This window comes from Stenotrophomonas sp. T8, from assembly GCF_051853085.1.
Classification (GTDB): Bacteria; Pseudomonadota; Gammaproteobacteria; order Xanthomonadales; family Xanthomonadaceae; genus Stenotrophomonas; species Stenotrophomonas sepilia.
The window spans coordinates 2466363-2492168 of the sequence record NZ_CP195329.1 but is presented as its reverse complement, the minus strand read 5'-3'; the positions used below and the strand labels follow the sequence as shown (position 1 = coordinate 2492168).

Sequence of the window (25806 nt, the reverse complement as noted above, 5' to 3'; positions counted from 1 at the left end):
GTCTCGGGCTCAGGGCTTGTTGGCGATCAGCGAAATCACTTCGAAGTGCGGCGGCCGTTTCTCGCGGGTGACCGTCTCCAGGCTGGACACCTGCAGGCCGGCCTTGTCGACGAACCTGCGCAGCTCCTTGTCGCTGAAGCCGAGGTTGACGTGGCCATAGGCCTCCACCGCTGCCTTGTGCTCGTGGCGGGCCAGGCTGCACAGCAGCAGGCGGCCGCCCGGGCGCAGTACGCGTGCAGCTTCGGTCACCGCCTGCGCCGGTTTGCTGGCGTAGGTGAGCGCATGCATCAGCACGACCAGGTCGAAGCTGGCATCCTCGAACGGCAGGGCATGCATGTCGCCCTCGCGCACTTCCACATTGGGCAGCCGCCGCAGGCGCTCGCTGGCGGCGGCGACCACGCGCGCGCTGGTATCGATGCAGATGTAGCGCTTGGAATGCGGGGCAACCAGTTCGGCCAGCACGCCATCACCAGAGGCGATATCCAGCACGTCGCCGGTCTCAAGCAGCGGCAGCGCGGTGCGTGCCAGCGCCTCCCAGGTACGGCCCGGCGAGTAGTGGCGTTCCATGTCGCCGGCCACGCTGTCGGCCCAGTTCTGGTCGGCGGCGCGGTGGGCCAGCACGGCGGCCACGCGTTCAGCGTCCTGGCGCAGCAGCGGATCATCGCTTCCGTTGCTCAAGGCATGCCACAATGCACGCTGCGCCGGGTCCAGCTGGGCCTCGTCGAAGCGGTAATAGGCCGACACGCCGGCACGGCGGTCGCGGACCAGCCCGGCTTCCTTCAGGCGTGCCAGGTGGGTGGACACGCGCGGCTGCGCCAGCCGGGTGATCGCCGACAGTTCGGCCACGGTCAGTTCCTCCTGCTCCAGCAGCGCCAGCAGGCGCACGCGAGTGGCATCGGCGAACACCTTCAGGCGGGTCGACCAGTCTTCCAGATCCATAAACATCTACCTATCGCGATATAGAGATATATTCGCTGAAGGGGCCTGGCGCGGTCAAGTCGCCAGCGTACGGAAACTGCCGGGCCCCGGTACAATCGCAGCACCTGGGCGCGCCGTATGCGGCCCATAACTTCATGTACCCGGGAGGGTGTTGTGGATTTCAGCTTTACCGAAGAGCAGTTGATGCTGCAGGACGTTGCGCGGCGCATCGCGCAGGAAAAGATCGCCCCCAGTGCGGAGCACCATGACCGCACCGGCGAGTTCCCGCTGGACAACATCCGCCTGCTGGGCGAGAACGGCCTGATGGGCATTGAAGTGCCGACCGAATACGGCGGTGCGGGCATGGACCCGGTTGCGTACGTGCTGGCGATGGTGGAGGTCGCCGCCGCCGACGCAGCCCATTCGACCATCATGTCGGTCAACAATTCGCTGTTCTGCAACGGCATCCTGACCCACGGTACCGAGCAGCAGAAGCAGACCTACGTACGTGCCATCGCCGAAGGCACGGCCATCGGCGCGTTCGCGCTGACCGAGCCGCAGTCCGGTTCCGATGCCACCGCCATGCGCTGCCGCGCGGTGAAGCAGGCCGACGGCACCTTCGTCATCAATGGCAAGAAGAGCTGGATCACCTCCGGTCCGGTGGCCAAGTACATCGTGCTGTTCGCGATGAGCGAGCCGGACAAGGGCGCGCGCGGCATCACCGCCTTCATCATCGATACCGACAAGGCCGGTTTCGGTCGTGGCAAGACCGAGCCCAAGCTGGGCATCCGCGCCTCGGCCACCTGCGAGATCGAGTTCAACGATTACGTGGCGCAGGCCGAAGACGTGCTGGGCCAGGAAGGTGAGGGCTTCAAGATCGCCATGAGCGTGCTCGATGCCGGTCGCATCGGCATCGCTTCGCAGGCCGTCGGCATCGCCCGAGCCGCCTATGAAGCGACGATTCAATACGTCAAGGAGCGCAAGGCATTCGGCGCGGCCATCGGTACCTTCCAGATGACCCAGGCCAAGATTGCCGACATGAAGTGCAAGCTGGACGCAGCGCTGCTGCTGACCCTGCGCGCGGCGTGGGTGAAGGGCCAAGGCAAGCGCTTCAGCAATGAGGCTGCCATTGCCAAGCTGACCGCCTCTGAGGCGGCGATGTGGATTACCCACCAGGCCGTGCAGATCCACGGCGGCATGGGGTATTCCAAGGAAATGCCGCTGGAGCGCTACTTCCGTGATGCCAAGATCACCGAGATCTACGAAGGTACTTCGGAGATCCAGCGCCTGGTGATCGCCCGCAACGAAACCGGGCTGCGCTGAGTCGCATGGCCGCGCCGCCGCAATGGCGGCGCGGCGGTAGGCCCACGCCACGCGTGGATGATGGTCATCCAGATGACGTCTTTGCCGTTGGCCTGCGGAGATGCATGCTGCTCTAATGCAGTCCGTTTCTTCGAGGATGACGACGTGATCTATCGCGGTTGGGGAATCATGACGCTGGTGACGCCGATTGCAGCGATCCTGCTGCTGGCGTACTTCTTTCCGCATGACGGCCCCAGGGGCAGTATCCCGCTGTCACAGGTTCTGTTGGGCGCAGGCCTCGGCGCGGCGGTGAACGTGGTGCTGGGCCTGTGGCTCAACCGTGCGCCGCGGCAGAAGGGGGAGGCCGCGCCCCACCATTTCTTCTTCGTACCCATGCAGTGGGCCTCGCTGATTCTGGTGGCGGTGTGCGCGGTGGTTGCGCTGCTGCGCTGAGGCGTTGCCCGAACAGCGCCAACCCAGGTTGGCGGCTACCGGCAATGCCGTTGTTCCGGTAGATGCCAACCTGGATTGGCATGAATTCAATTGTGGCAATAAAAAGGCCCCGGATCGCTCCGGGGCCTTTTCGTTTTCAGCGCAGCACCGGATCAACGATCCGGACGATGTGCGGCATCCGCATCGCGCTGGCGTTCCATGAACTCCTTGGACGGTTCGTCCAGCTTGTCGCCCAGCATGCGGCGCACGACCACGAAGAACACCGGGATCATCAGCAGGCCGAGCAGGGTGGCGAACAGCATGCCGCCGATCACGCCGGTACCGATGGCGTGGCGGGAGTTGGCGCCGGCACCGGTGGAGATCGCCATCGGGATCACGCCCATGATGAACGCGAACGACGTCATCAGGATCGGGCGGAACCGCAGGCGCGCCGCTTCGATGGTGGCATCACGCAGGTTCTTGCCTGCTGCGCGCTGCTCCACCGCGAACTCCACGATCAGGATCGCGTTCTTCGCCGCCAGGCCGATCACGGTGATCAGGCCGATCTTGAAGAACAGATCGTTGGGCAGGCCGCGCAGCATCGACAGGCCGAGGGCACCCAGCACGCCCAGCGGCACCACCAGCAGCACCGCCACCGGGATCGACCAGCTTTCATACAGCGCGGCAAGGCACAGGAACACCACCACGATGGACAGCACCAGCAGCAGGGTCGCAGCGTTGCCGGCCAGGATTTCCTGGTAGGACATGCCCGACCAGTCGTAGCCGAAGCCGGCCGGCAGGTCGTCGTTGACGATGCCTTCCATGGTCTGCATCGCCTCACCCGAGCTGGTGCCCGGTGCCTGCGAACCGACGATGTTGATCGCCGAGTAGCCGTTGTAGCGGCTCAGCGACGGCGGCGCCGACACCCATTCGGACTTGACCACCGTGTTCAACGGGATCATCGCGTTGGTGCCATCGGCGTTCTGGGTCAGGCTGGACGGGCTGTAGAAGCTCTTCAGCGATTCCTGGCCAGTGCGGTACGGACCATCGGCCTGCATGGTCACGCGCTTGATGCGGCCTTCGTAGAAGAAGTCGTTGACGTACACCGGGGCCAGCATCAGCTGGATGGTGCTGTACACGTCCGACACCGACATGCCCATCGACTGCGCCTGCACGCGGTCCACGTGCAGCTGCAGCTGCGGCGCGTTTTCCAGGCCGTTGGGGCGCACGCCGACCAGGTGGTCCGGCTTCTGCGCGGCCTGGCCGAGCAGGATGTTGCGGGCCTGGGTCAACTGTTCGTAGCCGGCACCGCTACGGTCCTGCAGCCACATGTCAAAGCCACCGAACTGGCCGAGGCCCTGCACGGTGGGCAGGTTGACCACGAAGATCTGCGCTTCCTTGATGCCGTAGAACGCGCCGTTCATGTTCTGGATGAACTCGGGCGCGGTGAACTTGCGTTCCTCCCACGGCTTCAGGCGGATGAAGCCCATGCCCACGTTCTCGCCGGAACCGACGAAGCTGAAGCCGGCCACCTGCAGCATGCCTTCATAGCCATCCTGCTTTTCCAGGATGCCACGCATCTGCGCGAACACTTCGTTGGTCTGGCCCTTGGTCGAGCCCGGCGGCAGCTGCACGATCGCCAGCGCATAGCCCTGGTCTTCTTCCGGCAGGAAGCTGCCCGGCATGCGGGTGAACAGGAAGCCGCACAGCGCGGTCAGCACCACGAACAGGATCATCCAGCGCGGCGCATGGCGCACCGCCGAGGTGATGTGCCCCACGTAGGTGTGGCTGATCTTGTCGTAGTACTTGTTGAAGGTGCGGTAGACGATGTTCGGGTTGTCGTTGTGCGTCGGCTTGAGGAACGTCGCGCACAGCGCCGGGGTGAAGCCCAGGGCCAGGAACGCCGAGAATGCCATCGAGATGGCGATGGTCAGCGCGAACTGCTTGTAGATCTCACCGGCGGCACCGCCCTGCAGGGCGGAGGGGATGAACACCGCGGCCAGCACGACGGTGATCGCCACCACCGCACCGGTGATCTGGGTCATCGCCTTCTGCGTGGCCGGCTTCGGCGCCAGGCCCTCCTCGGTCATGATGCGTTCGACGTTCTCGATCACCACGATCGCGTCGTCGACCACGATGCCGATCGCCAGCACCATCGCGAACAGCGTCAGCTGGTTGATCGTGAAGCCGATCATCCACATGCCCAGGAAGGTACCGAGCAGGGCGACCGGGATCACCAGGGTCGGGATCAGGGTGGCACGGAAGTTCTGCAGGAAGATCAGCATCACCAGGAACACCAGCAAGACCGCTTCAAACAGGGTCTTGACCACTTCCTGGATCGAGATCTTGACGAAGGTGGTGCTGTCGTACGGCGAGAACCAGGTGACCCCGGCCGGGAAGCTGGGCTGCAGCTCGTCCATCTTGGCGCGCACCGCTTCGGCCACGTTCAGGGCGTTGGCGCCCGGCAGCAGCTGGATGGCGAAGGCACCGGTCGGCTTGCCGTTGTACTGGGTGTCGAAACCGTAGTTGTTGGCACCGAAGGCGACGCGGGCGATGTCCTTCAATAGCACGCGCGAGCCATCAGCGTTGGCGCGCAGGATGATGTTCTCGAATTCCTGCGGCGAGCTGAAGCGGCCTTCGGCCGAGACCGTGGCGGTGAAGTGCTGGCCTTCCGGCGACGGGTCCGAGCCCAGCGCGCCGGCGGCGAACTGCACGTTCTGCGCACGTACCGCGGCCAGTACCTGGCTGGCCGACAGGCCATAGCCCTGCATCTTCTCCGGGTTCAGCCAGATGTTCATGGCGTACTCGGAACCGAACTGCTGGGTGCTGCCGACGCCGGGGATGCGCGAGACCTGGTCGAGCACGCGCGAGCCGACGATGTCGTTCAGGGCGTCACGGTTGATGGTCGGGGTATCGGACTGCAGCGCCACCACCATCAGGAAGCCGGCGTTGGCCTTGGCCACCACCACGCCCTGCTGGGTCACTTCCGAAGGCAGGCGTGGCGTGGCCAGCGAGACCTTGTTCTGCACCTGCACCTGGGCGATGTCCGGATCGGTACCGGTCTCGAAGGTCAGGGTGATCTGCGCACGGCCGTTGGAGGCGGACGAGGAGCTGAAGTACAGCAGGTGATCGATGCCGGTCAGCTGCTGCTCGATCACCTGGGTGACGGACTTTTCCGTGGTATCGGCGCTGGCGCCCGGGTAGGTCGCCGAGACGGTGACCTGCGGCGGGGCGATGTTGGGATAGGACTCCACGCCCAGGTTGAGGATCGCGATCACGCCGCTGAGCGAGATCAGGATCGCAACCACCCAGGCGAAGACTGGATGTTCGATGAAAAATTTAGGCATGACGGAAGGTTCCCGTTACTGCTTGTTCGAATCGGTGGCGGCCGGCTTGGCCGCATCGGCCTGCTCGGGCTTGGCCGCGTCGGCCGGTGCCTTGCCTGCAGCCGGTGCAGCGCCCGCCGCCGCGGCGCCGCCTGCGGCCGGCTTGCCGTTGGCGTCCTGGCCCGGGGTCCACGGCTTGGCCACCGCCGGTGCACCTTCCTTGACCTTCTGCACGCCGGCCACGATCACCTTGTCACCGGCGGCCAGGCCGTCGCTGACCAGCCAGTTGCCGCCCTGCGCGCCATCGGTCTTCACGTTCTTGCGCACGACCTTGCCGTCGGCGCCGACCACCATCACGTAGCCGCCGGTGGTATCGCGCAGCAGGGCCTGCTGCGGCACCAGGAAGGCGTTGTTGCGCTCGCCCAGGTTGGCCTGGAAGCTGACGAACGCGCCCGGCAGCAGGATCTGCTGCGGGTTCGGCAGCAGCGCGCGCAACGACACGGCGCCGGTGGCCGGGTCGACCGTGGTCGAGGAGAAGTCCAGCGTGCCCGGCTCACCATAGGTGGTGCCGTCGGCCAGCTTGACGTTGACCGTGGCCTTGCCGTCGCCGGACAGCGCCAGCGCACCCTTGGCCTGCTGCGCGCGCAGCTGGGTCAGCTCGTCCACGCTCAACGAGAAGTTGACGTACAGCGGGTCGAGCTGGTCGACGGTGGTCAGCAGGGTCACATCGCCCTGGCCCACCAGCGCACCCTCGGTGACCTGCTGCTTGTTGGCCACGCCACTGATCGGCGCGGTCACTTCGGCATAGCCCAGGTTGATCCGCGAGGAGGTCACTGCCGCTTCGGCCTGCTTGACCGCGGCCAGCGCGGTGCGCTCGGCCGATTCGGCGTTGTCCAGGTCGGACTTGGAGACGAACTGCTGCGGGGCCAGCGAGCGTGCGCGATCGGCGGCGACCTTGGCGTTGGCGTAGGTCGCGCGGGCCGAGGCCAGCTGGGCCTCGGAGGCGTTGAGCGAGGCACGCAGCGGCGCCGGGTCGATCAGGAACAGGGTCTGGCCCTGCTTGACCTGCGAGCCTTCCTGGTAGACCCGCTTGAGCAGCACGCCGGGCACGCGTGCGCGGACGTCGGCGCTGCGGAACGGCGACAGGCGGCCGACCAGCTCGCGCTGCAGCGGCAGGGTCTGCGGCTTGGCGTCGATCACGCCCACCTCCGGCGGCGGGGGCGTCTGCTGTTCCGGCTTCTTGCAGGCAGCCAGCGCGACAGCAACGGCGCACGTCAAGGCAAGGGTGCGGAGTGGGGCGGTCATCAGGAGGAACTCCGGGGTTGGTTTGTAGACGGGGCCGGCGACGGCTGAGGCGCGAAGGCGCGCAGGAAGCTGTCGACGGAGAACTCTGCCCAGCGCCGACGCAAGAGCGCGTCATCACGGTGGGGGGTATGGAAGCGCTGTTTGTCGAAATCCTGACCGGCGATCATGCTCAGCAGCAGTTCGGCCATGAAGTGCGGGTCGTCATGCCGGAGCTGGCCCTGCATGCAAACGGTTTCAATCCATTCAGCAAGATGAAGCGCCAGTGCGCCGGCGCCATGCCGGTACAGGGTACGCGCCTCTTCGGGAAACTGGGCCGCGTCGGCGGCGATCAGCCGGCAGGCCTGGCCCACGTGCGGTTGGTTGAAGTGCTCCAGGAAGTCGGTGGCGAACTGGAGCAGGCTGGCACGCAGGTCGTCAGTACGGAGTGCACGAACCATGGCGCCGGTAGCGTGGCCGACGTGGCGCTGCATTACCCGGCGCAGCAGTTGCTGCTTGCTGCCGTAGCGCGAGTAGAGGGTCTGCTTGGAACAGCCGGCATGCTGGGCCACCGCGTCCATGCTCATCTGCATGCCCTGCTGGGCCAGCAGTTCGCGCACGGCATCGAACACGCGCTCATCGCGTGCGTCGAGGGCAACGGGAAGGTAGGCCGGGTTCACGCGGTGGACTATACCGTCCAGTTCAGGATTGTGGAATCGAATCGGTGTCGCCGCGTGTGTCTTCCGGTAACACGCTTTGCCGATCCTGTCGGCAGTGCTCAAGCAGGCGCCCGCTCCATACCGGAGCGAACTGAATAGGCGTCTAAACCGCAGCAAACCCGGATCTGCTTATTCCGTCCTGCAGCAAGGCCTTTTCGTGCGGTAGGGCTACAATTTCATTTTCCCAACTGAGCAAGCGCATCGCTCTGCCATGAAACCGCAAAAAACCGCAGCCAAGACCGTGAAAAACAAGACGAAACCAGCAGAGTCGGAGGTCGCAGTGACCGCTGGTTTCTCCCTGGAGCCGGTGTACACGGCCTTGCGCAAGCGCTACCCCGCGGCCGCACAGGCCGAAGCAGTGGCCTTCGCCACTGACTTCTACAAGCGCATGGAGTCGGACGAGTTCCCGCACCACAGCGCTGAAGAGTGGGCCGCTCTCGCGGCTGAGACGCTGGAATTCGCCCGGGCCCGCAAGGCTGGCAAGGCCAACGTCCGCGTGTTCAATCCGACCGCGAAGGCCAACGGTTGGGAATCGCCGCATACCGTGCTGCAGATCGTCAACGACGACATGCCGTTCCTGGTCGATACCGTCACCATGTCGCTGGCCGAGCAGGGCGTGGGCGTCCACGTGCTGGGCCACCCGGTACTGCGTTTCACCCGCGACAAGGCCGGCAAGCTGGTCAAGGTCGGCGAAGGTGATGCCGAGTCGGTGATGCTGCTGGAAATCGACCGCCAGCCGGCCGATGCGATGGCTGCCATCGAGCAGGCCATCAACAAGGCGCTGGATGAAGTGCGTGCGATCGTGCGCGACTGGCAGCCGATGAAGGACAAGGCGCTGGCGCTGGCCGACGACCTGGGCAGCCGCCAGCTGCCGGTCGACGACGCGTCGCGCAAGGAAGCACAGGAGTTCCTGCGCTGGGCCGCTGACAACCACTTCACCTTCTTCGGCTACCGCGAGTACCGCGTCGAGAAGCAGGGCAAGGAAGAGGTGCTGGCGCCGCTGAACGACACCGGCCTGGGCCTGATGCGTGGCAAGGACAAGTCCGCCGCCCGTCCGGTCAAGACGCTGGCCGCGCAGGGCCTGAACACCACGTCCGGTTTGAAGGATGCGCTGATCCTGACCAAGACCAATGCCCGTTCGCGCGTGCACCGCGCCGGCTACATGGACTACATCGGCGTGCTGGAGTTCGACGCCAAGGGCAAGATCATCGGCGAGCAGCGTTTCCTCGGGCTGTTCACCTCCAGCGCCTACAACCGTCGCCCGTGGGAAATCCCGCTGGTGCGCCAGCGCCACGAGCACGTGATGAAGCAGTCCGGGCTGGCCCCCGCCAGCCACAGTGGCAAGGCCCTGCGCCATATCCTGGAAACCCTGCCGCGCGAAGAACTGTTCCAGTCCAGCGAGGACGAACTGTTCCGCACCGCGATGGGCGTGCTGGGCCTGCAGGAACGCGTGCGCAGCCGCCTGTTCCTGCGCCGCGACAAGTACAGCCGTTTCATCTCCGCGCTGGTCTACCTGCCGCGCGAGCGCTTCAACACCGACGTGCGCCTGCGCATCGAAGCAATGCTCAAGGACGCGCTGCACGGCGAGTTCGTCGACAGCTCGGTGGTGCTGGGCGAATCGCCGCTGGCGCAGGTGCACCTGATCGTGCGCCCGAAGCCGGGTGAAATGCTCGACGTTGATACCGCCGAACTGGAGCAGAAGCTGGCCCAGGTGCTGCGTAACTGGCAGGACGACCTGCGCGAAGCGCTGGTGAGCCGCCACGGCGAGACCGAAGGCCTGCGCATCGCCGCCCGCATCGGCAAGGCGCTGCCGGCCGGCTACATCGAAGACAACAGCACCGCCGTTGCCGCCAACGATGTCAGCCAGCTCGACGCGCTGACCGGCCCGGACGACCTGCGCCTGAGCCTGCAGGCCGTGCCGCGCGAAAGCGGCGATGGCCTGCGCCTGAAGCTGTATCGCCAGCTGGATGACATCCCGCTGTCGGACGCGCTGCCGATGATGGAAAACATGGGCCTGCGCGTGATCGCCGAACGTCCGTACCGCCTGTCGGTCGACAACGCGCCGGTGTACGTGCAGGACTTCGAGGTCGAGTCGACCGCTGGCGCGATCGATGCCGCCAGTGTCGATGAAGCCTTCGGCGAGACCTTCGCCCGCGTCTGGCACGGCGACGCCGAGAACGACGGCTTCAACCGCCTGGTGCTGGCAGCTGGCCTGCACTGGCGCCAGGTCGCCATGCTGCGTGGCTACTGCAAGTACCTGCTGCAGACCGGCGTGCCGTTCTCGCAGGCCTACGTGGAAGGCACCTTCGCGCGTTACCCGCTGCTGGCCCGCCTGCTGGTCGAACTGTTCGAGGCCCGCTTCGATCCGGCCACCGGCCATGAGAGCAAGGACGACATCTCGGCCGGCCAGGCCCAGCTGAAGGCCCACTTCGATGTGCTGGCCGCTGGCGACGACGCCACCCTGAAGGTGCTCAAGAGCGTGGTCGATGCCCGCAAGGGTGACCGCGACGCGCAGATGCAGGCCGCGCGCGATGCGCTGCTGAAGCTGATGGATCGCGTGTCCAGCCTGGACGAGGACCGCATCCTGCGCTCGTTCATGGGCGTGATCGACGCGACCCTGCGTACCAGCTACTACCAGACCGATGCCAACGGCCAGCACGGCCATGTCATCAGCTTCAAGTTCGATTCGGCGCTGGTGCCGGACCTGCCGAAGCCGCGCCCGTACCGCGAGATCTTCGTGTACGGCCCGCGCGTGGAAGGTACCCACCTGCGCTTCGGCGCGGTTGCGCGTGGCGGCCTGCGCTGGTCGGACCGTCGCGAAGACTTCCGTACCGAAGTGCTGGGCCTGGTCAAGGCACAGATGGTCAAGAACACCGTCATCGTGCCGGTCGGCGCGAAGGGTGGCTTCTTCGCCAAGACCCCGCCGGTGAACGGCGATCGCGACGCGATCTTCGCCAATGGCGTGGCCTGCTACAAGCTGTTCATCCAGGGCCTGCTGGACATCACCGACAACATCGTCAACAACAAGATCGTGCCGCCGGTGGATGTCGTGCGCCACGACATGGACGATCCGTACCTGGTGGTGGCCGCCGACAAGGGCACCGCGACCTTCTCCGACATCGCCAACGGCCTGGCCATCGCGCACGGCTTCTGGATGGGCGATGCGTTCGCCTCCGGTGGTTCGGTCGGCTACGACCACAAGGGCATGGGCATCACCGCGCGCGGTGCGTGGGAGTCGGTCAAGCGCCACTTCCGTGCGCTGGGGCGTGACAGCCAGAGCCAGGACTTCACTGCGGTCGGCGTCGGCGACATGTCCGGCGACGTGTTCGGCAATGGCATGCTGCTGTCGCGCCATATCCGCCTGGTCGCTGCGTTCGACCACCGCCACATCTTCCTGGACCCGAATCCGGATGCGGCCACGTCGTTCATCGAGCGTGAGCGCCTGTTCACCCTGCCGCGTTCGAGCTGGGCGGACTACGACACCAAGCTGATCAGCAAGGGCGGCGGCGTGTATCCGCGCAGCCTGAAGTCGATCGAGATCACCCCGCAGGTGCGTGAGGCGCTGGGTCTGGACGAGAACGTCAAGGCGCTGTCGCCGAACGATCTGATGAGCGCGATCCTGAAGGCACCGGTCGACCTGCTGTGGAACGGCGGCATCGGTACCTACGTCAAGGCTGCCAGCGAGCAGCACAGTGATGTCGGCGACCGCGCCAACAACGCACTGCGCGTGAACGGTGGCGAGCTGCGCTGCAAGGTGGTGGGCGAGGGCGGCAACCTGGGCATGACCCAGCTGGGCCGCATCGAAGCTGCCCAGGCCGGCGTGCTGCTCAACACCGACTTCATCGACAACTCGGCCGGTGTCGACACCTCCGACCATGAAGTCAACATCAAGATCCTGCTCAACGATGTGGTGCGGGCCAAGAAGCTGACCGTCGAGCAGCGCAACAAGCTGCTGGCCTCGATGACCGATGAAGTCGCCGAGCTGGTGCTCAACGACAACTATCGCCAGAACCAGGCACTGAGCCTGATGGAGCGGATGGCAGTCAAGCGCCTGGGGTCCAAGCAGCACTTCATCCGCACCCTGGAACAGCAGGGCCTGCTCGACCGCCAGATCGAGTTCCTGCCGTCCGATGCCGAGCTCTCGCAGCGCAAGGCACGCGGCCAGGGCCTGACCCGTCCGGAGCTGTCGGTGCTGCTGTCCTATTCCAAGCTGGTGGCGTTCAACCAGCTTCTGGATTCGGACATCCCGGAAGATCCGTACCTGTCCAAGGAACTGCAGCGCTACTTCCCGACCCCGCTGCAGAAGAAGTACGCCGACGCGATGGAGCGTCACCGCCTGAAGCGCGAAATCATCGCCACGGCCGTGACCAACCAGACCATCAACCGCATGGGCGCCACCTTCCTGATGCGCATGCAGGAAGACACCGGCCGTTCCATCGCCGAGGTCGCCAAGGCCTACACCATCAGTCGCGAAACGCTGGATGCGCGCGCGTTGTGGGCACAGATCGATGCCCTCGACGGCAAGGTGCCGGAGTCGGTGCAGATCGACGCCCTGGAAGTGATCTGGAAGCTGCAGCGCTCGTTCGTGCGTTGGCTGCTGTCGCGCCCGGGCGCGATGCCGGGCATCACCGAAGCGGTCAACCGCTACCAGGGACCGTTCAACGACATCCGCGTCGCTTCGGGCGTGCTGCCGGATTCGCAGCGTCCGACCTACGAAGCCCTGGTGGCCGAGTGGAAGGAAAAGGGCCTGCCGTCTGCACTGGCACAACAGCTGGCCGAACTGCACTTCCTGGAACCGGCGTTCGACATCATCGAACTGGCCCGCACCCGCAAGCTGAAGCCGGTGGACGTGTCCAAGGTCCACTTCCGCCTGGGCGATGCCCTGCAGCTGCCGTGGCTGTTCGAGCAGGTCGACGCGCTGGAAGTCAACGGTCGTTGGCACGCGGTGGCGCGTGGCGTGCTGCGTGATGAGCTTGCAGCCAACCACCGCAACCTGGCCGGGCAGGTGCTGGGCACCAAGGGCAGCAGTGCCGAGGCCAAGGTCGCTGCCTGGATGGGCCGCGACGACAACAGCCTGCGCTTCACCCTGGCGATGCTGGCCGAACTGGCCGAGCAGAAGACCCTGGACTACCCGACCGTCTCGGTCGCGGTGCAGCGCCTGGGCCAGCTGGCCGCGCATGGTGCGTAAGCGCATTCGCGCTGACGCCCCACGGATTGCTCTGCAAACCGTGGGCCCCATGCCAACCATGCTCCCAGACCCCCGCGCCGTTGGCGCGCCCCCCCTGACTCAGGGGGGCTCCTGATCTGCAGCAGTTGGAGGAACGGCCCCGCGAAAGCGGGGCCGTTCTGCATTGTCTGGTAGTGCCGGCCGCTGGCCGGCAACCTCATGAATCGCAACCGGGTGCAGCAGCCGGCCAGCGGCCGGCACGACCGGGTATGCTCTTGCTGGCACACCCACCCGGATCCACCGATGAGCGACACCCCCCGCATCGCTTTCCTGGCCAGCAGCACCGAACCTGCACAGATGGCCCGCGCGGCGATGATCTCGCGTTATGGCGATCACGCGCCCGAGCAGGCCGACGTGCTGTGCCCGCTGGGTGGCGACGGTTTCATGCTGCAGACCCTGCACCGGCACGGGCACCTGGGCAAGCCGGTGTTCGGCATGAAGCTGGGCACCGTTGGCTTCCTGATGAACCAGTACCGCGGTGACGATGACGTGCAGGCCCGCATTGCGCGTGCCGAGCCGGCCAACCTGCGCCCGCTGGAAATGGTGGCGCTGACCGAGTCCGGCACCAGCACCGGGTCGCTGGCCTACAACGATGTCTCGCTGCTTCGGCAGACCCGGCAGGCGGCCCATATCGGCATCGACCTCAACGGCCAGGAGCGGGTGGCCGAGCTGATCGGTGACGGCGTGCTGGTGGCCACCCCGGCCGGCAGTACCGCCTACAATTATTCCGCGCACGGCCCGGTGTTGCCGCTGGGGTCGCATACCATCGCGCTGACGCCGCTGGCTCCGTATCGGCCGCGACGCTGGCGCGGGGCGATCCTCAAGGCCGACACCGAAGTGCGCTTCCGCGTGCTCGATCCCTACAAGCGTCCGGTCAGCGTCACCGCTGATTCGCACGAGACCCGCGATGTGGTCGAGGTGACCATCCGTGAGTCGAGGGACCGTCGTGTGACCCTGCTGTTCGACCCGGAGCACAACCTGGAAGACCGGATCCTGAGCGAACAGTTCGTTTTTTGAGGACAATGGGCGGCCGGCCCCGCCGACCGCTTGAAGGACCCCCACCGATGGGCGACAACTCCCCCCGTTTGCTGACCGTCGCGGTCACCTCGCGCGCGCTGTTCGACCTCGAGGAAAGCCATGCGCTGTTCGAGAGCGATGGCGTGGCGGCCTATGCCGAGTTCCAGCGCCAGCATGAGGACGACATCCTCGGCCCCGGCGTGGCCTTTCCCGTGGTGCGCAAGCTGCTGGCACTGAACCAGGGTGCCAGCCCGGAGAACCCGCGGGTCGAGGTGATCCTGCTGTCGCGCAACTCGGCCGATACCGGCCTGCGCATCTTCAACTCGATCCAGCATTACGGCCTGGGCATCATCCGTGCGACGTTCACCGCTGGCGAGCCGACCTGGCCGTACGTGAAGCCGTTCGGCACCGACCTGTTCCTGTCGGCCAACCCGGAATCGGTGCGCAGTGCGCTGCGCCATGGCATCGCGGCGGCGACCATCCTGCCCAAGCCACCCGGTGAGACCGCTGCGGCAGCGGCCGACCAGATCGATACCGGTCGCCCGGCCGGCCAGCTGCGCATTGCCTTCGACGGTGACGCAGTGATCTTCGGTGACGAGAGTGAGCGCATTTCGCGCGAGCAGGGTGTGGAAGCCTTTGGCCGCCACGAACGCGAACGCGCCCGCGAGCCACTCAGTGGCGGCCCCTTCCGCGGCTTCCTGTCGGCCCTGCACACGCTGCAGGAAGTGTTCCCGGCTGGCGACAGCGCGCCGATCCGTACCGCACTGGTGACCGCGCGGTCGGCCCCGGCGCACGAGCGGGTGATCCGCACCCTGCGGGAGTGGGGCGTGCGCCTGGACGAAGCGCTGTTCCTCGGCGGCCGGCACAAGGGGCCGTTCCTGCAGGCCTTCGGTGCCGACATCTTCTTCGATGATTCGCAGCACAACATCGACAGCGCCCGCGAGCATGTGGCTGCCGGCCACGTACCGCACGGCGTCGCCAACGAGGGATAGGGCGGATTCGCCCGGCAGGTGCCAACCTTGGTTGGCGCTGCCGTCAGGCCACGGGTCCGATCAAGGGCTGCCCGACATCCCCAACTGCAGGTCCACCACTTTCCAGCGCAGGCCCTGCGGCTCCAGCACCACCTTCGTCGGTGGCTGGCCGGGGCCGCGATCCACATTGATCACGAAGCGATCGAACGCCTCGAAATGGTGCTCGGCGTGTTTCAACGGCCGCGCAGGTTCGGTCGCGCCGAAGGCGTCGCCACCCTGCAGTTCATTGCGGCCACGCTTCCACAGCACGTGGCCCTGCAGCATCGCGCCGATCCCGATCGGGGTCACCATGGTTTCCACCGCGGCCCCCCCGAGCTGGTCGCCCAGGCCGTAGAGCAGGGCTCCGAACGGGCTGGCCGCCACGTCCGGGCCCGCCTGGCGCACCAGGTAATCATTGAGCTGCGCACGCAGGCTGCTGCGCACGCGCGGGAAATCGACGTAACGCTCCAGGCGCGCGGTGTCGCGCTGTTCGATGGCCTTGGACAAGCCATTGACAGTCAGGTACGGGCCGCCGAACCACCAGGCCGCCAAGGCCAGGACCAGCAGCACAAGCAGTGCGGTGAGCTTCCTCATGCCGGACAGACTGCCGCAACGGCGGCAGTGCCGGGTGAAGACTCACTGACTGGGCGAACCACGGCCATCACCGAAGGCATCGACCAGCTGTTGCCGTTCCGCCGGGCTCAGCGCCTCCACGCGCGTTGCCAAGACCTCGTCCAGGCTGCGGATGCGGGTGGTGCCGAGGATGCCGCTGGCCACACCGGGATGCCCCAATGCGTAGGCGAAGGCGGTCTGGGCCGGACGCTGGCTGTGGATCGTGGCCACCGCGCGCCGCATCTGGCGGGCACTGCGCATCAGATGGCGGCTGCTGGGTTTCAGCCAGGCGCGCGCCAGGTACCAGCCATCGGCCAGCCGTGGCAGGCGCGGGCGTGCGGGCAGCAGATGGCCCTGCGCCAGCACGGTGCCGGCCAGCACGCCGATGCCCACTGCCTGCAGCTGATCGATAAGCGGTTCGCGGTCCTGCTGTAGGGCGTTGTAGTCCAGCAGCACCACATCGAAGGCATCTGGATGGGCGATCATCCAGCGCAGGGTCGAGGCCGAGTGGGTGTTGATGCCGGTGAATCGGATCAACCCACGTTCGCGCAGGCGCTGCAGTGCCGCCAGCAGGTCGTCACTGATGTCGTGTTCGCTGGCGTCATGCAGCTGGTAGACATCAAGATGGCCCAGGCCGAGGTTGCGCAGCGACGCCTCGCAGCTGGCGGTGATGGCCGCGGGCGAGAAATTGCGTTGCTCGGCGCCGCTGATGCCGGCCTGGCCGGTCAGCGTGCCGCCCTTGCTTGAGATCACCAGTGAATCGCGCGGGTACTGCTTCAGCAACGGGCGCAGGATGCGGCCCAGGCGCGGCTCGGCATGGAAGCCGGAATAGTTGTGACCGGTATCGAGCAGGTTCACCCCGTGGGCAAGCACATGCTCGACCACGGCAGCTGCCTCATGCTCGGGGAAGCGGCGATGACCCCAGAAGCCGGAACAGCCCAATCCGATCGGTGAAACGGCCAGGCCGGTGCGGCCGAGCACGCGCCGCTGGCGGGCCAGCGGAAGATTCTGCGACATCAGAATTCCAGGTCCAGCGCAGCGCACAGGTAGTCGACGAACGGGCCGAGCGCGGCCAGGTCCTTGCCCAGCGTGGACAGCAGGCGTGGGCCGGTCATGGTGGCGTCGTCCAGCGAGCGCCACATCACCCAGTTGCGGTGCTTGAGGTCGTCGATGAACTCGAAGTCGGCCGGGAAGCCACGCGGGGGCCGCACCAGCTTCTCGCTCTCCTCGAAATCGAAGCGCTTGCGCAGGGCCGGCGCGTGCGCGGCGGCCTTCCAGCTGCCCGGGTTGTCGAGGATGAAGTGGCGCACGCGGCGCTGGGTTTCCGGTTCTGGATGCCACAGGCCGGCGCCGACGAAGCTCTCGCCGGGTTGCAGGTGCACATAGAAGGACGGCGCGGCCACCTCGCGGCGCCGCTCGTGGAACAGGCGCGCACCCTGCCAGGTCTTGTACGGTGACTTGTCGTTGGAAAAGCGCGCGTCACGGTGGATGCGGAACAGGGAGCCGCCGACGCCGCGGGTATCGGCGCGGAAGTGCTCGCTGACCTCGGCCAATGCCGGCTGCAGGTCGCCCAGCAGGCGCAGGAACGGCTGCCGAACGTGGTCTTCATACTGCTGGCGGTGGTCGTTGAACCAGGTCTTGTCATTGTGCCGCGCCAGGCTGCGCAGGAACTTGAAGCTGGCGTCCGAGAAATAGGTACTCACAAGGTCTCCTGCAGGTGCTGGCCCCAGTCGCGCAGCGATTGCAGCAGGGCCTGGCGCCGCGCGTCGGCGGGCGACTCGGCGGCCAGCGCATCGAGCTGTTGCTGGTACTGGGGCAGGTTGAGTTCGCCCAGGCCGCCGTCGCCGAGCAGGCGCTGGCGCCGGTAATCCTGCCAGCGCTGGCGTTCAGCCGGCGCGAGGCTGTCGGGATGATTGCGCGCACGGTAGCGGAACAGCAGCTCCGGCAGGCGCGGGTCGCGGAAGCGGCCTTCCAGCGCGGCCAGCTGCTCCGGCGCGGTGGTGCGTGCCAGCGCCAGCAGCGGCTTGTCGCCATTGCCGAGGAAGCCGTCATACAGCGAGGCATCGACATCGGCCACGGTCGCGACGCGGGGCTGGTTGTAGGCCTGGCGTGCCTTCTCGGCCAGCTGTGGAGCGAACGCGCGCAGCCGTTCCACCTTGGCTTCGATCGCGGCCACGTCCAGGCCGAGGCGCGCATGGTCATCGGCGCGCAGGTGGTTCCATGCGATCAGTGCCGGCACCTTGTTCAGGTGCACTTCCTTCAGCGGCACGCGTGCCACGCCTTCGGGCAGCTCGCTGGCCCGCATGTACAGGCGCTGTGCGATCACCTCGGCCGGCAGGTCGAGCAGGTCGTCGATCTCGCCCTCCAGGTCGAACACGATCACCCGGTTGTTGATGGTCGGGTGCACGGCCAAGGGCAGAACCGGTGCGGCGCACAGGCGGCTGGCAGGGTAGCGCATGGAAATGTGCAGAACCGGCTTCATCGCCGCCACGTCCAGCAAGCCGCCGACGAAGCGCTTGTCGCGCAGCTTCAGCGCGTACTCCCACAGCCGCGGCTGCGACTGCTTGAACAGCCGTGCCATGCCGATGGTGGCGCGCACGTCTGACAGCGCTTCGTGCGCATCGCCTTCGCGCACGTTGTTGGCCTCGGCCAGGTGCTCGAGCTTGAACGAGGTGGCGCCGTCCTCGCGCAGCGGCCACCGGATGCCGTCCGGGCGCATCGCGCGCATCAGCCGCAGCATGTCCAGCAGGTCCCAGCGCGAATTGCCGTTGCGCCACTCGCGTTCGTAGGGATCGTGGAAGTTGCGGAACAACCCGTAGCGGACGAACTCATCGTCGAAGCGCAGCGTGTTGTAGCCCAGTGCGCAGGTGCCGGATCGCGACATCAGTTCGTTGATGCGGTCGAAGGCTTCTGCCTCGCTGATGCCCTCGGCCAGGGCCTGCTGCGGGGTGATGCCGGTGACCAGGGTGGCCATCGGCGAGGGCAGCAGGTCATCGGCCGGGCGCACGAAGAAGCTGACCGGCGTGTCGATCTCGTTGAGGTCGGCATCGGTGCGGACCGCGGCGAACTGCGAGATGCGCGTGCGCCGCGGGTCCTGGCCGAAGGTTTCCAGGTCGTAGAACAGGAAGCTGTCGGCCATCAGTGCGCGCCCTCCAGGACCGGCAACTGCGCGTGGACCTGCGCTTCCAGTGCGGCCCAGTCGATGTTGTCCAGTGAATCGTGACCGGCGGTGGCTGCAGCCAGCAGGTCGCGCTGCAGTTCGGTGCGGCGCAGCGCCTCGGCGTAGGGCGTGTGCAGGAAGGTGACCATCGTGTAATGCGGCACGAAGCGGGTCGGCCAGCGCCGCTGCAGTTCCTGCTCCAGCTCGCGTTGCAGCAGGAATGCAGGGTCGGCCACGCGGTCGCGCATCTCCAGGTAGTTCTCAAGCGCCATCTGCTGGATGGCACGTGCATTCGGTTTGCGCTCGGCCTCGAACGCGGCGAACGCACCTTCCAGATCATCCGCTTCCATCAGATGGCGGGCCAGAGCCACGCAATCCTCGAACGCGCAGTTCATGCCCTGGCCGTGGAACGGCACCATCGCATGCGCAGCGTCACCGATCAGCACGGCGCGGCCCTGCTGATGCCAGCGGTCGAGGGTGAGCGTGCCGAGCAGGCCCGGCGGGTGCTGTTCCCAGTCCACGCGCAGGTTCGGGATCAACGGCAGCGCGTCGGCGAACTCGCGTGCAAACAGGGCCTCGGCCTGCGCACCGGTATTGACCGTGGCGAAGCTGGGATCGCCCTGGTTGGGCAGGAACAGGGTGACCGTGAAAGTGCCTTCGTGATTGGGCAACGCGATGCACATGTAGTGGCCGCGCGGCCAGATGTGCAGCGCATTGCGCTCGATGCGGAAGCCGCCATCGGCAGCCGGCGGGATCTCCAGTTCCTTGTACGAATGGTCAAGGAAGGCGATGTCCTCGCCCAGCGGCGCACGACGGTTCATCGCCGCGCGCAGTGCCGAGCCCGCGCCGTCGGCGCCGATCAGGGTGTCAAAGCGGATGTCGTGCGGGCTGTCGTCACGGTCATCGATGAAACGCGCGTAGCCCGCATCGAAATCCACGGTATGCAGGCGACGATGGAAATGCACGGTGGCACCGGCCTGTTCGGCCAGTTCCAGCAGCGTGGTGTTCAGATCGCTGCGATGGATCGACCAGATCACCTCGCTGTCGTCGCGGCCATAGCGCTGCAGCTGCGGTTCGCCGTCGCGTGGATGCACCATGCGCCCGCGCATCATCACCGCGCGCGCCATCACCTCGTCTTCCACACCGGCCTGGCGCAGTGCATTGCGCCCGCGCTCGGCCAACGCCAGGTTGATCGAACGACCGCTCTCGTAGTCGGCAATGCGGGGATCGCCACGGCGTTCGTACAGGGTGATGCGCCAGCCTTGCCGTGACAGCAGGATGGCCAGCAGGGACCCGGCAAGGCCGGCACCGATAATGCTCAACGAGCGGGAGGCGTGTGCGATCAACGAACTGTCCAGCAGCAGGGGGAGGGGCCGGCTTACAGGCCGGCCCAGGCTTCCACTTCCTCGACGAAATGGTGCACGTCCAGGTAGCGGTTGTAGAGCGGGGTGGGCGAGATGCGGATCACGTCAGGCTCGCGCCAGTCGCCGAGCACGCCGATGCCGCGCAGGTGCTCGAACAGTGCACGGCCACGCTCGCGGCCACCGATCACGCGCAGCGACAACTGGCAGCCGCGGCGCTGCGGATCGGCCGGGGTAATGATGTCCAGCACCTGCGGCAGGCGTGCGCGGACCAGTGCTTCGAGCAGGCCGGTCAGCGCCAGCGATTTGCTGCGCAGCGCCTCCATGCCGGCACGCTCGAACAGGTCCAGCGAGGCACGCAGTGGTGCCAGGCCAAGGATCGGTGGATTGCTGAGCTGCCAGCCTTCGGCACCGATGGCGGGGGTGAACTGGGGCGCCATCTGGAAGCGGGTCGATTCCTCATGGCCCCACCAGCCGGCAAAGCGCGGCAGGGTGGTGTCGCGGTGGTGGCGCTCGTGCACGAACGCGCCAGCCACCGCGCCGGGGCCGCTGTTGAGGTATTTGTAGTGGCACCACACGGCGAAATCGGGCGCCACGTCATGCAGGCGCAGCGGCAGGTTGCCAACCGAGTGCGCCAGATCGAAGCCGATGCGTGCGCCCTGCAGGCGTGCGGCGCGGGTGATCGCATCGAGGTCGAAGGCCTGGCCGGTGCGGTACTGCACGCCGGGCCACAGCACCAGCGCCAGGCGCGGGCCGTGCTCGGCGATGGCGCGTTCGATCGCGGTCAGCGAAATCGTGCCGTTGGCTTCGTCCGGCTGCACTTCCACCAGGCACTCGGCCGGGTCGAAACCATGGAAGCGGATCTGAGCTTCCACCGCGTGGCGGTCGGTCGGGAATGCGCCGGCTTCCATCAGGATCACCGGGCGCTGCGTGGTCGGCCGGTAGAAGCTGACCATCATCAGGTGCAGGTTCACGCTCAGCGTGTTCATCGCTACCACCTCGCTGGGCAGTGCGCCGACCACTCGGGCCAGCTGCGCGCTCACCAGGCGGTGGTAGGACAGCCACTGCGTCGGGCCGGTGAAGTGGCCTTCCACCGCCAGTTCGCCCCATTGTTTCATCACTTCCTGCACCGCTGCCTGCGCACCGCGCGGCTGCAGGCCCAGCGAGTTGCCGACGAAGTAGGTCTGCTCGCCGCCACCATGGCGCGGAATCAGGAATTCGCCACGCAGCGGGCGCAGCGGATCGGCGGCGTCCAGGGCGATGGCGTGGGTGCGGCTGAGCAGGTCGGACATGGTCGGGCAACAGGCTGCAACGGGACCGCCAGTGTAGCGCCTGGCGGCGTGCCTGCCGCCGAACCTGTAGAGTCGAGCCCATGCTCGGCTGCCGGGCCACGAAGCCGAGCATGGGCTCGGCTCTACAGGGGCAGGTGCTCAGCCCGCCGCCGGCACCGGCAGCGGATCCACGTGCCCGCACTGGCTGCAGGTACGCAGTTCCAGGCTGGCGTGGTAGCGCGCAAACACCTTGGGCAGGTCGGTCTCGATGTTCTGCAGCGGGAAATACTCTTCGTGCAGCTTGTGGTTGCAGCGCTCGCAGTGCCAGATCACGCCGTCCGTCTCATGCGGCAGCCGCTTGCGCTCGACCACCAGGCCGATGCCCCCGGGCGGGCGGCGCGGCGAGTGCGGCACCTTCGCCGGCAACAGGAAGATCTCGCCGGCGCGGATCGGAATGTCGCGTACCGCGCCGTCCTCCTGCACCTTCAGCACCATCTCCCCTTCGAGCTGGTAGAACCACTCGGGGCCTTCGTCGTAGTGGTAGTCGGTACGCGAGTTCGGCCCGCCGACCACCATCACGATGAAATCGCCGTTGTCGATCATCTTGTTGCCCACCGGCGGCTTCAGCAGGTGGCGGTTCTCTTCGATCCAGGCGTGCAGGTTGATCGGCGGAGCGAGCATGGTGGTCATCCGTGTGGGGATCAGTCGCGACGGCCCTTGCGCGGCACGAAGGACAGCGCTTTTTCATACGCCGGCTGCAGCTCCTCCAGCGAACCGACGTCGATGCCCATTTCACGCACGCGGCCGTCCTTCAGGCTGTAGACCCAGCCGTGCACCATCAGCTTCTGGCCGCGGGCCCAGGCATCCAGCACGATGGTTGAGCGGCAGAGGTTGGCGACCTGCTCGATCACGTTCAGCTCGCACAGCCGGGCGTGCTTGAGTTCGTCGTCTTCGATGGCGTCGAGGATGCCCTGGTGCTTCTGCACCACGTCACCGACATGGCGCAGCCAGTTGTCGGCCAGGCCGACGCGGGTGTTGTGCAGGCAGGCATGCACGCCGCCGCAGCCGTAGTGGCCGACGATCAGGATGTGCTTGACCTTCAGCTGGTCCACCGCGTACTGCACCACGCTCAGGCAGTTGAGGTCGGTGTGGGCGACCACGTTGGCGACGTTGCGATGCACGAACACTTCGCCCGGCGCCATGCCGATGATCTGGTTGGCCGGCACCCGCGAGTCGGAGCAGCCGATCCACAGGTACTCCGGGTGCTGCTGCTTGGCCAGCTGGTGGAAGAAGTCGGGGTCCTCCTTCTCGATGCGGTCGGCCCAGTCGCGGTTGTTCTGCAGCAGCTTGTGGATGTCTTTCATGTTCGGTCCCTGGCGTCGGGTGGGGGCGCATCGCAGCCATCCGGCTGCGACGTCGCGGGAATCTGGGGTGTTCAGCCGCTGCGGGCGGCCTGTTCGCGGTGCCAGCGCATCCACTGCGCCAACTCGGTGGAGGAAGGGGTGCCCAGCTGTTCCAGTTCGGCGATCACGGCGCGCTGGTTGGCGTCGGGATGGTTCTGGCTCAGCTTCAGCTTCAGCTGCACGTGTTCGACCTGGAAACGGAAGCCGACGATGGCACGCAGTTCCGGGCCATGTTCGGCGCGCGTGGCATCGAACTGCCAGGCCTGGCCGACACTGGCTTCGAAGTGATCGCTGATCGCGCCGACCAGTTCGGCCAGCGCATCGGTGTCGTCGAAGGTGTGCAACTGGCCACGCAGCTCGGCGGCGGCGTAGTTCCAGGTTGGCACCCGTGCGGCAGGCTCCTTGTCCGGATACCAGCTGGCCGAGAGGTAGCCGTGTGGTCCGTCGACCAGCACCTTGGCCGCACCGCCGTGGCGTGACTGCGGGTTGGCGCGGGCCCAGTGCCCGCGCAGCTCGATGCGCTCGCCCTCGCGCCGGTACAGTACCGGCATCCGGGTCAGCTCCGGCAGGCCATCGCTGCCGGGGGTGAGCACGGTGACGAACGGATCGCGCGCCAGCAGGCGGTCCAGCCAGAGCAGGTCGGTCTCGGCGAAGGCGCGTGGAGTGAACATGCCTGGATCAGGCGCGCGCGCCCAGCGACTGGATCATGCGGCCGCGCAGGCCCTCGTCGTTGTCGGCCTGCGGCGGCTGCACTTCGTGCAGGCTGAAGCCGCGCACCAGCGCGTCTTCCTCGTCCAGGCCGTCATACTCGACGAATTCGGCGTCGAACAACTGCGAACGGGCGGTGTCTTCGCTGTCGTAGCTCAGCGTGTTGCCATCGCTGTCGAGCACTTCGGCGGTGCCGGCCGGGCGAACGCGCAGGCGCGCCCAGATCAGGGTGTTGCCGAGGCTGGCCAGCCACCAGCTGTCGCGCGAGGCAGAAATGTCATTCATGGGGGTTACCAGAGCGAGGCCAGCCAGAGCAGGGCGGCCATGCCCAGTCCGGCCAGCAGGGTCAGCAGCGATACCCAGGCCGGCGTCGCCAGCCCGGACAGCGAGCGGTCCGGCTGCTGGCGATAGTCGCGGCGCAGCAGCCAGGCCAGGGCATCGGGCTTGAGGAAGGCGCCGCTGCCGAAGCGCTCGGCGAGCGCCGGATGGCGGTCGCGCACGTGCACCAGGGTCAGCGGCCAGAAGATCACGAAGGCACTGAACCCGGCCACTGCAACGCCGACGAAACACAGGGCGAAGAACAGGGTCATGGGAGCCGTACCTCCGTGGTCGTGTGGGGCTTAGAAGTCCGCGCTGCCCGGGGCGCGCGGGTAGGGGATCGCGTCGCGGATGTTGGACAGCCCGCAGACGTACACCACCAGGCGTTCGAAGCCCAGGCCGAAGCCGGCGTGCGGCACCGAGCCATAGCGGCGGAAGTCGCGGTACCAGCTGTAGTGCTCGCGATCCAGGCCGAACTGGGCCATGCGCGCGTCCAGCACGTCCAGGCGCTCCTCACGCTGGCTGCCACCGATGATCTCACCGATGCCTGGGGCCAGCACGTCCATCGCGGCAACGGTCTTGCCGTCGTCGTTCAGGCGCATGTAGAAGGCCTTGATGTGCTCCGGATAGTTGGTCACCACCACCGGACGGCCGACATGCTCCTCGGTCAGCCAGCGCTCGTGCTCGGTCTGCAGGTCCAGGCCCCATTCCACCGGGAAGTCGAACTTCCTGCCGGACTTCTGCAGCAGGCTGACCGCATCGGTGTAGTCGATGCGCTCGAACGGTGCGTTGATGAAATCTTCCAGCTTGGTGATCGCGTTCTTGTCCACGCGCTCGGCGATGAAGGCCAGGTCGTCGCTGCGCTCGTTCAGCACGGCGCGGAACAGGTACTTCAGGAACTCTTCGGCCAGGCGTGCGTCTTCGGCCAGGTCGGCGAAGGCGATTTCCGGCTCGATCATCCAGAACTCCGCCAGATGGCGGGTGGTGTGGCTGTTCTCGGCGCGGAAGGTCGGGCCGAAGGTGTAGACCTTGCTCAGCGCCAGGCAGTAGGCCTCGACGTTCAGCTGGCCGGACACGGTCAGGAACGTTTCCTTGCCGAAGAAGTCGCGGCTGAAGTCGATCGCGCCCTTCTCGTCACGCGGCAGGTTCACCATGTCCAGGGTGGACACGCGGAACATCTGGCCGGCGCCTTCGGCGTCGGAGGTGGTGATGATCGGGGTGCTGATCCAGTTGAAGCCGTTCTCGTGGAAGAAGCGGTGCACGGCCTGGGCCAGGCAGTTGCGGATGCGGGTGACTGCGCCGAACAGGTTGGTGCGTGGGCGCAGGTGCGCCACTTCGCGCAGGAACTCCGGCGACATCGGCTTGGGCTGGATCGGGTAGGTGAGCGGATCTTCGACCCAGCCGACCACTTCCAGGGCGCTGGCCTGGATCTCGAACGACTGGCCCTTGCCCTGCGACTTCACCAGGGTGCCGGTGCCGATGACCGAGCAGCCGCTGGTCAGGCGCTTGATCTCGTCGAAGTTGGCCAGGGTGTCGTTGGCCACGACCTGGATCGGGGCGAAGCAGGAGCCGTCGCTCACATTCACGAAGGCCAGATTCGCTGAACCGCGCACCGTGCGCACCCATCCGCGTACCGTGACTTCGCCGCCTTCCGGGATCTTCCCGGCAAGCGCATGTTCAACGCTGACCACCGTCATGACTTGAATCCTCTGCTGATCGACTCGATCTGTGAACACGGGAG

General features: G+C 66.6%; 21 protein-coding genes. 5 read left to right on the top strand and 16 right to left on the bottom strand.

Annotated elements, in window-relative coordinates; genetic code table 11:
- Positions 1-9: 9 nt before the first annotated feature.
- Positions 10-939, bottom strand: a complete 930-nt coding sequence (locus ACSDHM_RS11710) for an ArsR/SmtB family transcription factor (protein WP_072168161.1) — start codon at positions 937-939, stop codon at positions 10-12.
- A 153-nt stretch (positions 940-1092) separates the two neighbouring features.
- On the opposite strand from ACSDHM_RS11710, the gene ACSDHM_RS11705 reads away from it, so the two are divergent.
- Positions 1093-2241 carry an acyl-CoA dehydrogenase family protein gene (locus ACSDHM_RS11705; protein WP_227836974.1) on the top strand — a complete coding sequence of 383 codons (1149 nt, stop codon included), beginning with the start codon at positions 1093-1095 and terminating at the stop codon, positions 2239-2241.
- A gap of 168 nt (positions 2242-2409) precedes the next feature.
- Entirely contained in the window at positions 2410-2673 is a 264-nt protein-coding gene (locus ACSDHM_RS11700; RefSeq protein ID WP_072168159.1) for a hypothetical protein, read from the top strand.
- A gap of 152 nt (positions 2674-2825) precedes the next feature.
- On the opposite strand, the gene ACSDHM_RS11695 is transcribed toward ACSDHM_RS11700, so the two are convergent.
- The 3 genes from ACSDHM_RS11695 to ACSDHM_RS11685 are packed head-to-tail and all read right to left on the bottom strand — an operon-like array spanning position 2826 to position 7939.
- Complete coding sequence (locus ACSDHM_RS11695) at positions 2826-5999, bottom strand: multidrug efflux RND transporter permease subunit (protein WP_005417430.1); 3174 nt, start codon at positions 5997-5999, stop codon at positions 2826-2828.
- A 15-nt stretch (positions 6000-6014) separates the two neighbouring features.
- Positions 6015-7283 carry an efflux RND transporter periplasmic adaptor subunit gene (locus ACSDHM_RS11690; RefSeq protein ID WP_072168158.1) on the bottom strand — a complete coding sequence of 423 codons (1269 nt, stop codon included), beginning with the start codon at positions 7281-7283 and terminating at the stop codon, positions 6015-6017.
- On the bottom strand, positions 7283-7939 hold the full coding sequence (locus ACSDHM_RS11685; protein ID WP_072168157.1) for a TetR/AcrR family transcriptional regulator: 657 nt from the start codon (positions 7937-7939) through the stop codon (positions 7283-7285). Before ACSDHM_RS11685 ends, ACSDHM_RS11690 begins: the two co-directional genes overlap by 1 nt.
- A 250-nt stretch (positions 7940-8189) precedes the next feature.
- Between ACSDHM_RS11685 and ACSDHM_RS11680 the strand changes: the two genes are divergently transcribed.
- From ACSDHM_RS11680 to ACSDHM_RS11670, 3 genes are all read left to right on the top strand, one after another.
- Positions 8190-13166: an NAD-glutamate dehydrogenase gene (locus ACSDHM_RS11680; RefSeq protein ID WP_088496855.1), complete on the top strand. Its 4977-nt coding sequence runs from the start codon at positions 8190-8192 to the stop codon at positions 13164-13166.
- Positions 13167-13448: 282 nt separating this feature from the next.
- Complete coding sequence (locus tag ACSDHM_RS11675; RefSeq protein ID WP_069139728.1) at positions 13449-14222, top strand: NAD kinase; 774 nt, start codon at positions 13449-13451, stop codon at positions 14220-14222.
- Positions 14223-14269: 47 nt separating this feature from the next.
- On the top strand, positions 14270-15214 hold the full coding sequence (locus tag ACSDHM_RS11670) for a 5'-nucleotidase (RefSeq protein WP_005417414.1): 945 nt from the start codon (positions 14270-14272) through the stop codon (positions 15212-15214).
- 60 nt (positions 15215-15274) lie between these two features.
- Here the strand turns inward: ACSDHM_RS11670 and ACSDHM_RS11665 are convergent, their stop codons facing one another.
- From ACSDHM_RS11665 to asnS, 12 genes are all read right to left on the bottom strand, one after another.
- Positions 15275-15826, bottom strand: a complete 552-nt coding sequence (locus ACSDHM_RS11665; protein ID WP_439426287.1) for a DUF2939 domain-containing protein — start codon at positions 15824-15826, stop codon at positions 15275-15277.
- Positions 15827-15868: 42 nt separating this feature from the next.
- Positions 15869-16861 (bottom strand): aldo/keto reductase, encoded by a 993-nt coding sequence (locus tag ACSDHM_RS11660; RefSeq protein WP_334271414.1) that lies wholly within the window; start codon positions 16859-16861, stop codon positions 15869-15871.
- Positions 16861-17547, bottom strand: coding sequence for a DUF2461 domain-containing protein (locus ACSDHM_RS11655; RefSeq protein WP_053500718.1), 687 nt, complete (start codon positions 17545-17547; stop codon positions 16861-16863). The genes ACSDHM_RS11660 and ACSDHM_RS11655 overlap by 1 nt, the downstream gene beginning before the upstream one ends.
- Positions 17544-18983: an exodeoxyribonuclease I gene (sbcB, locus tag ACSDHM_RS11650; RefSeq protein ID WP_439426286.1), complete on the bottom strand. Its 1440-nt coding sequence runs from the start codon at positions 18981-18983 to the stop codon at positions 17544-17546. The genes ACSDHM_RS11655 and sbcB overlap by 4 nt, the downstream gene beginning before the upstream one ends.
- Positions 18983-20350, bottom strand: a complete 1368-nt coding sequence (locus ACSDHM_RS11645; RefSeq protein ID WP_072168152.1) for an FAD-dependent oxidoreductase — start codon at positions 20348-20350, stop codon at positions 18983-18985. The genes sbcB and ACSDHM_RS11645 overlap by 1 nt, the downstream gene beginning before the upstream one ends.
- 32 nt (positions 20351-20382) lie before the next feature.
- Positions 20383-21657: a kynureninase gene (gene kynU / locus ACSDHM_RS11640; RefSeq protein WP_088497051.1), complete on the bottom strand. Its 1275-nt coding sequence runs from the start codon at positions 21655-21657 to the stop codon at positions 20383-20385.
- A 138-nt stretch (positions 21658-21795) separates the two neighbouring features.
- Positions 21796-22317, bottom strand: a complete 522-nt coding sequence (locus ACSDHM_RS11635) for a 3-hydroxyanthranilate 3,4-dioxygenase (protein WP_151355025.1) — start codon at positions 22315-22317, stop codon at positions 21796-21798.
- Between the two features lie 20 nt (positions 22318-22337).
- Positions 22338-23000, bottom strand: a complete 663-nt coding sequence (gene can, locus ACSDHM_RS11630) for a carbonate dehydratase (protein WP_005417406.1) — start codon at positions 22998-23000, stop codon at positions 22338-22340.
- 71 nt (positions 23001-23071) lie between these two features.
- Positions 23072-23710 carry an FMN-binding negative transcriptional regulator gene (locus ACSDHM_RS11625; protein WP_088497052.1) on the bottom strand — a complete coding sequence of 213 codons (639 nt, stop codon included), beginning with the start codon at positions 23708-23710 and terminating at the stop codon, positions 23072-23074.
- Positions 23711-23717: 7 nt separating this feature from the next.
- Positions 23718-24032 carry a hypothetical protein gene (locus tag ACSDHM_RS11620; protein WP_005417404.1) on the bottom strand — a complete coding sequence of 105 codons (315 nt, stop codon included), beginning with the start codon at positions 24030-24032 and terminating at the stop codon, positions 23718-23720.
- 5 nt (positions 24033-24037) lie between these two features.
- A complete protein-coding gene (locus tag ACSDHM_RS11615; RefSeq protein WP_005417403.1) occupies positions 24038-24337 on the bottom strand; it encodes a hypothetical protein in 300 nt (99 codons plus the stop codon).
- A 30-nt stretch (positions 24338-24367) separates the two neighbouring features.
- A complete protein-coding gene (gene asnS / locus ACSDHM_RS11610) occupies positions 24368-25762 on the bottom strand; it encodes an asparagine--tRNA ligase (RefSeq protein WP_049415614.1) in 1395 nt (464 codons plus the stop codon).
- Positions 25763-25806 lie beyond the last annotated feature (44 nt).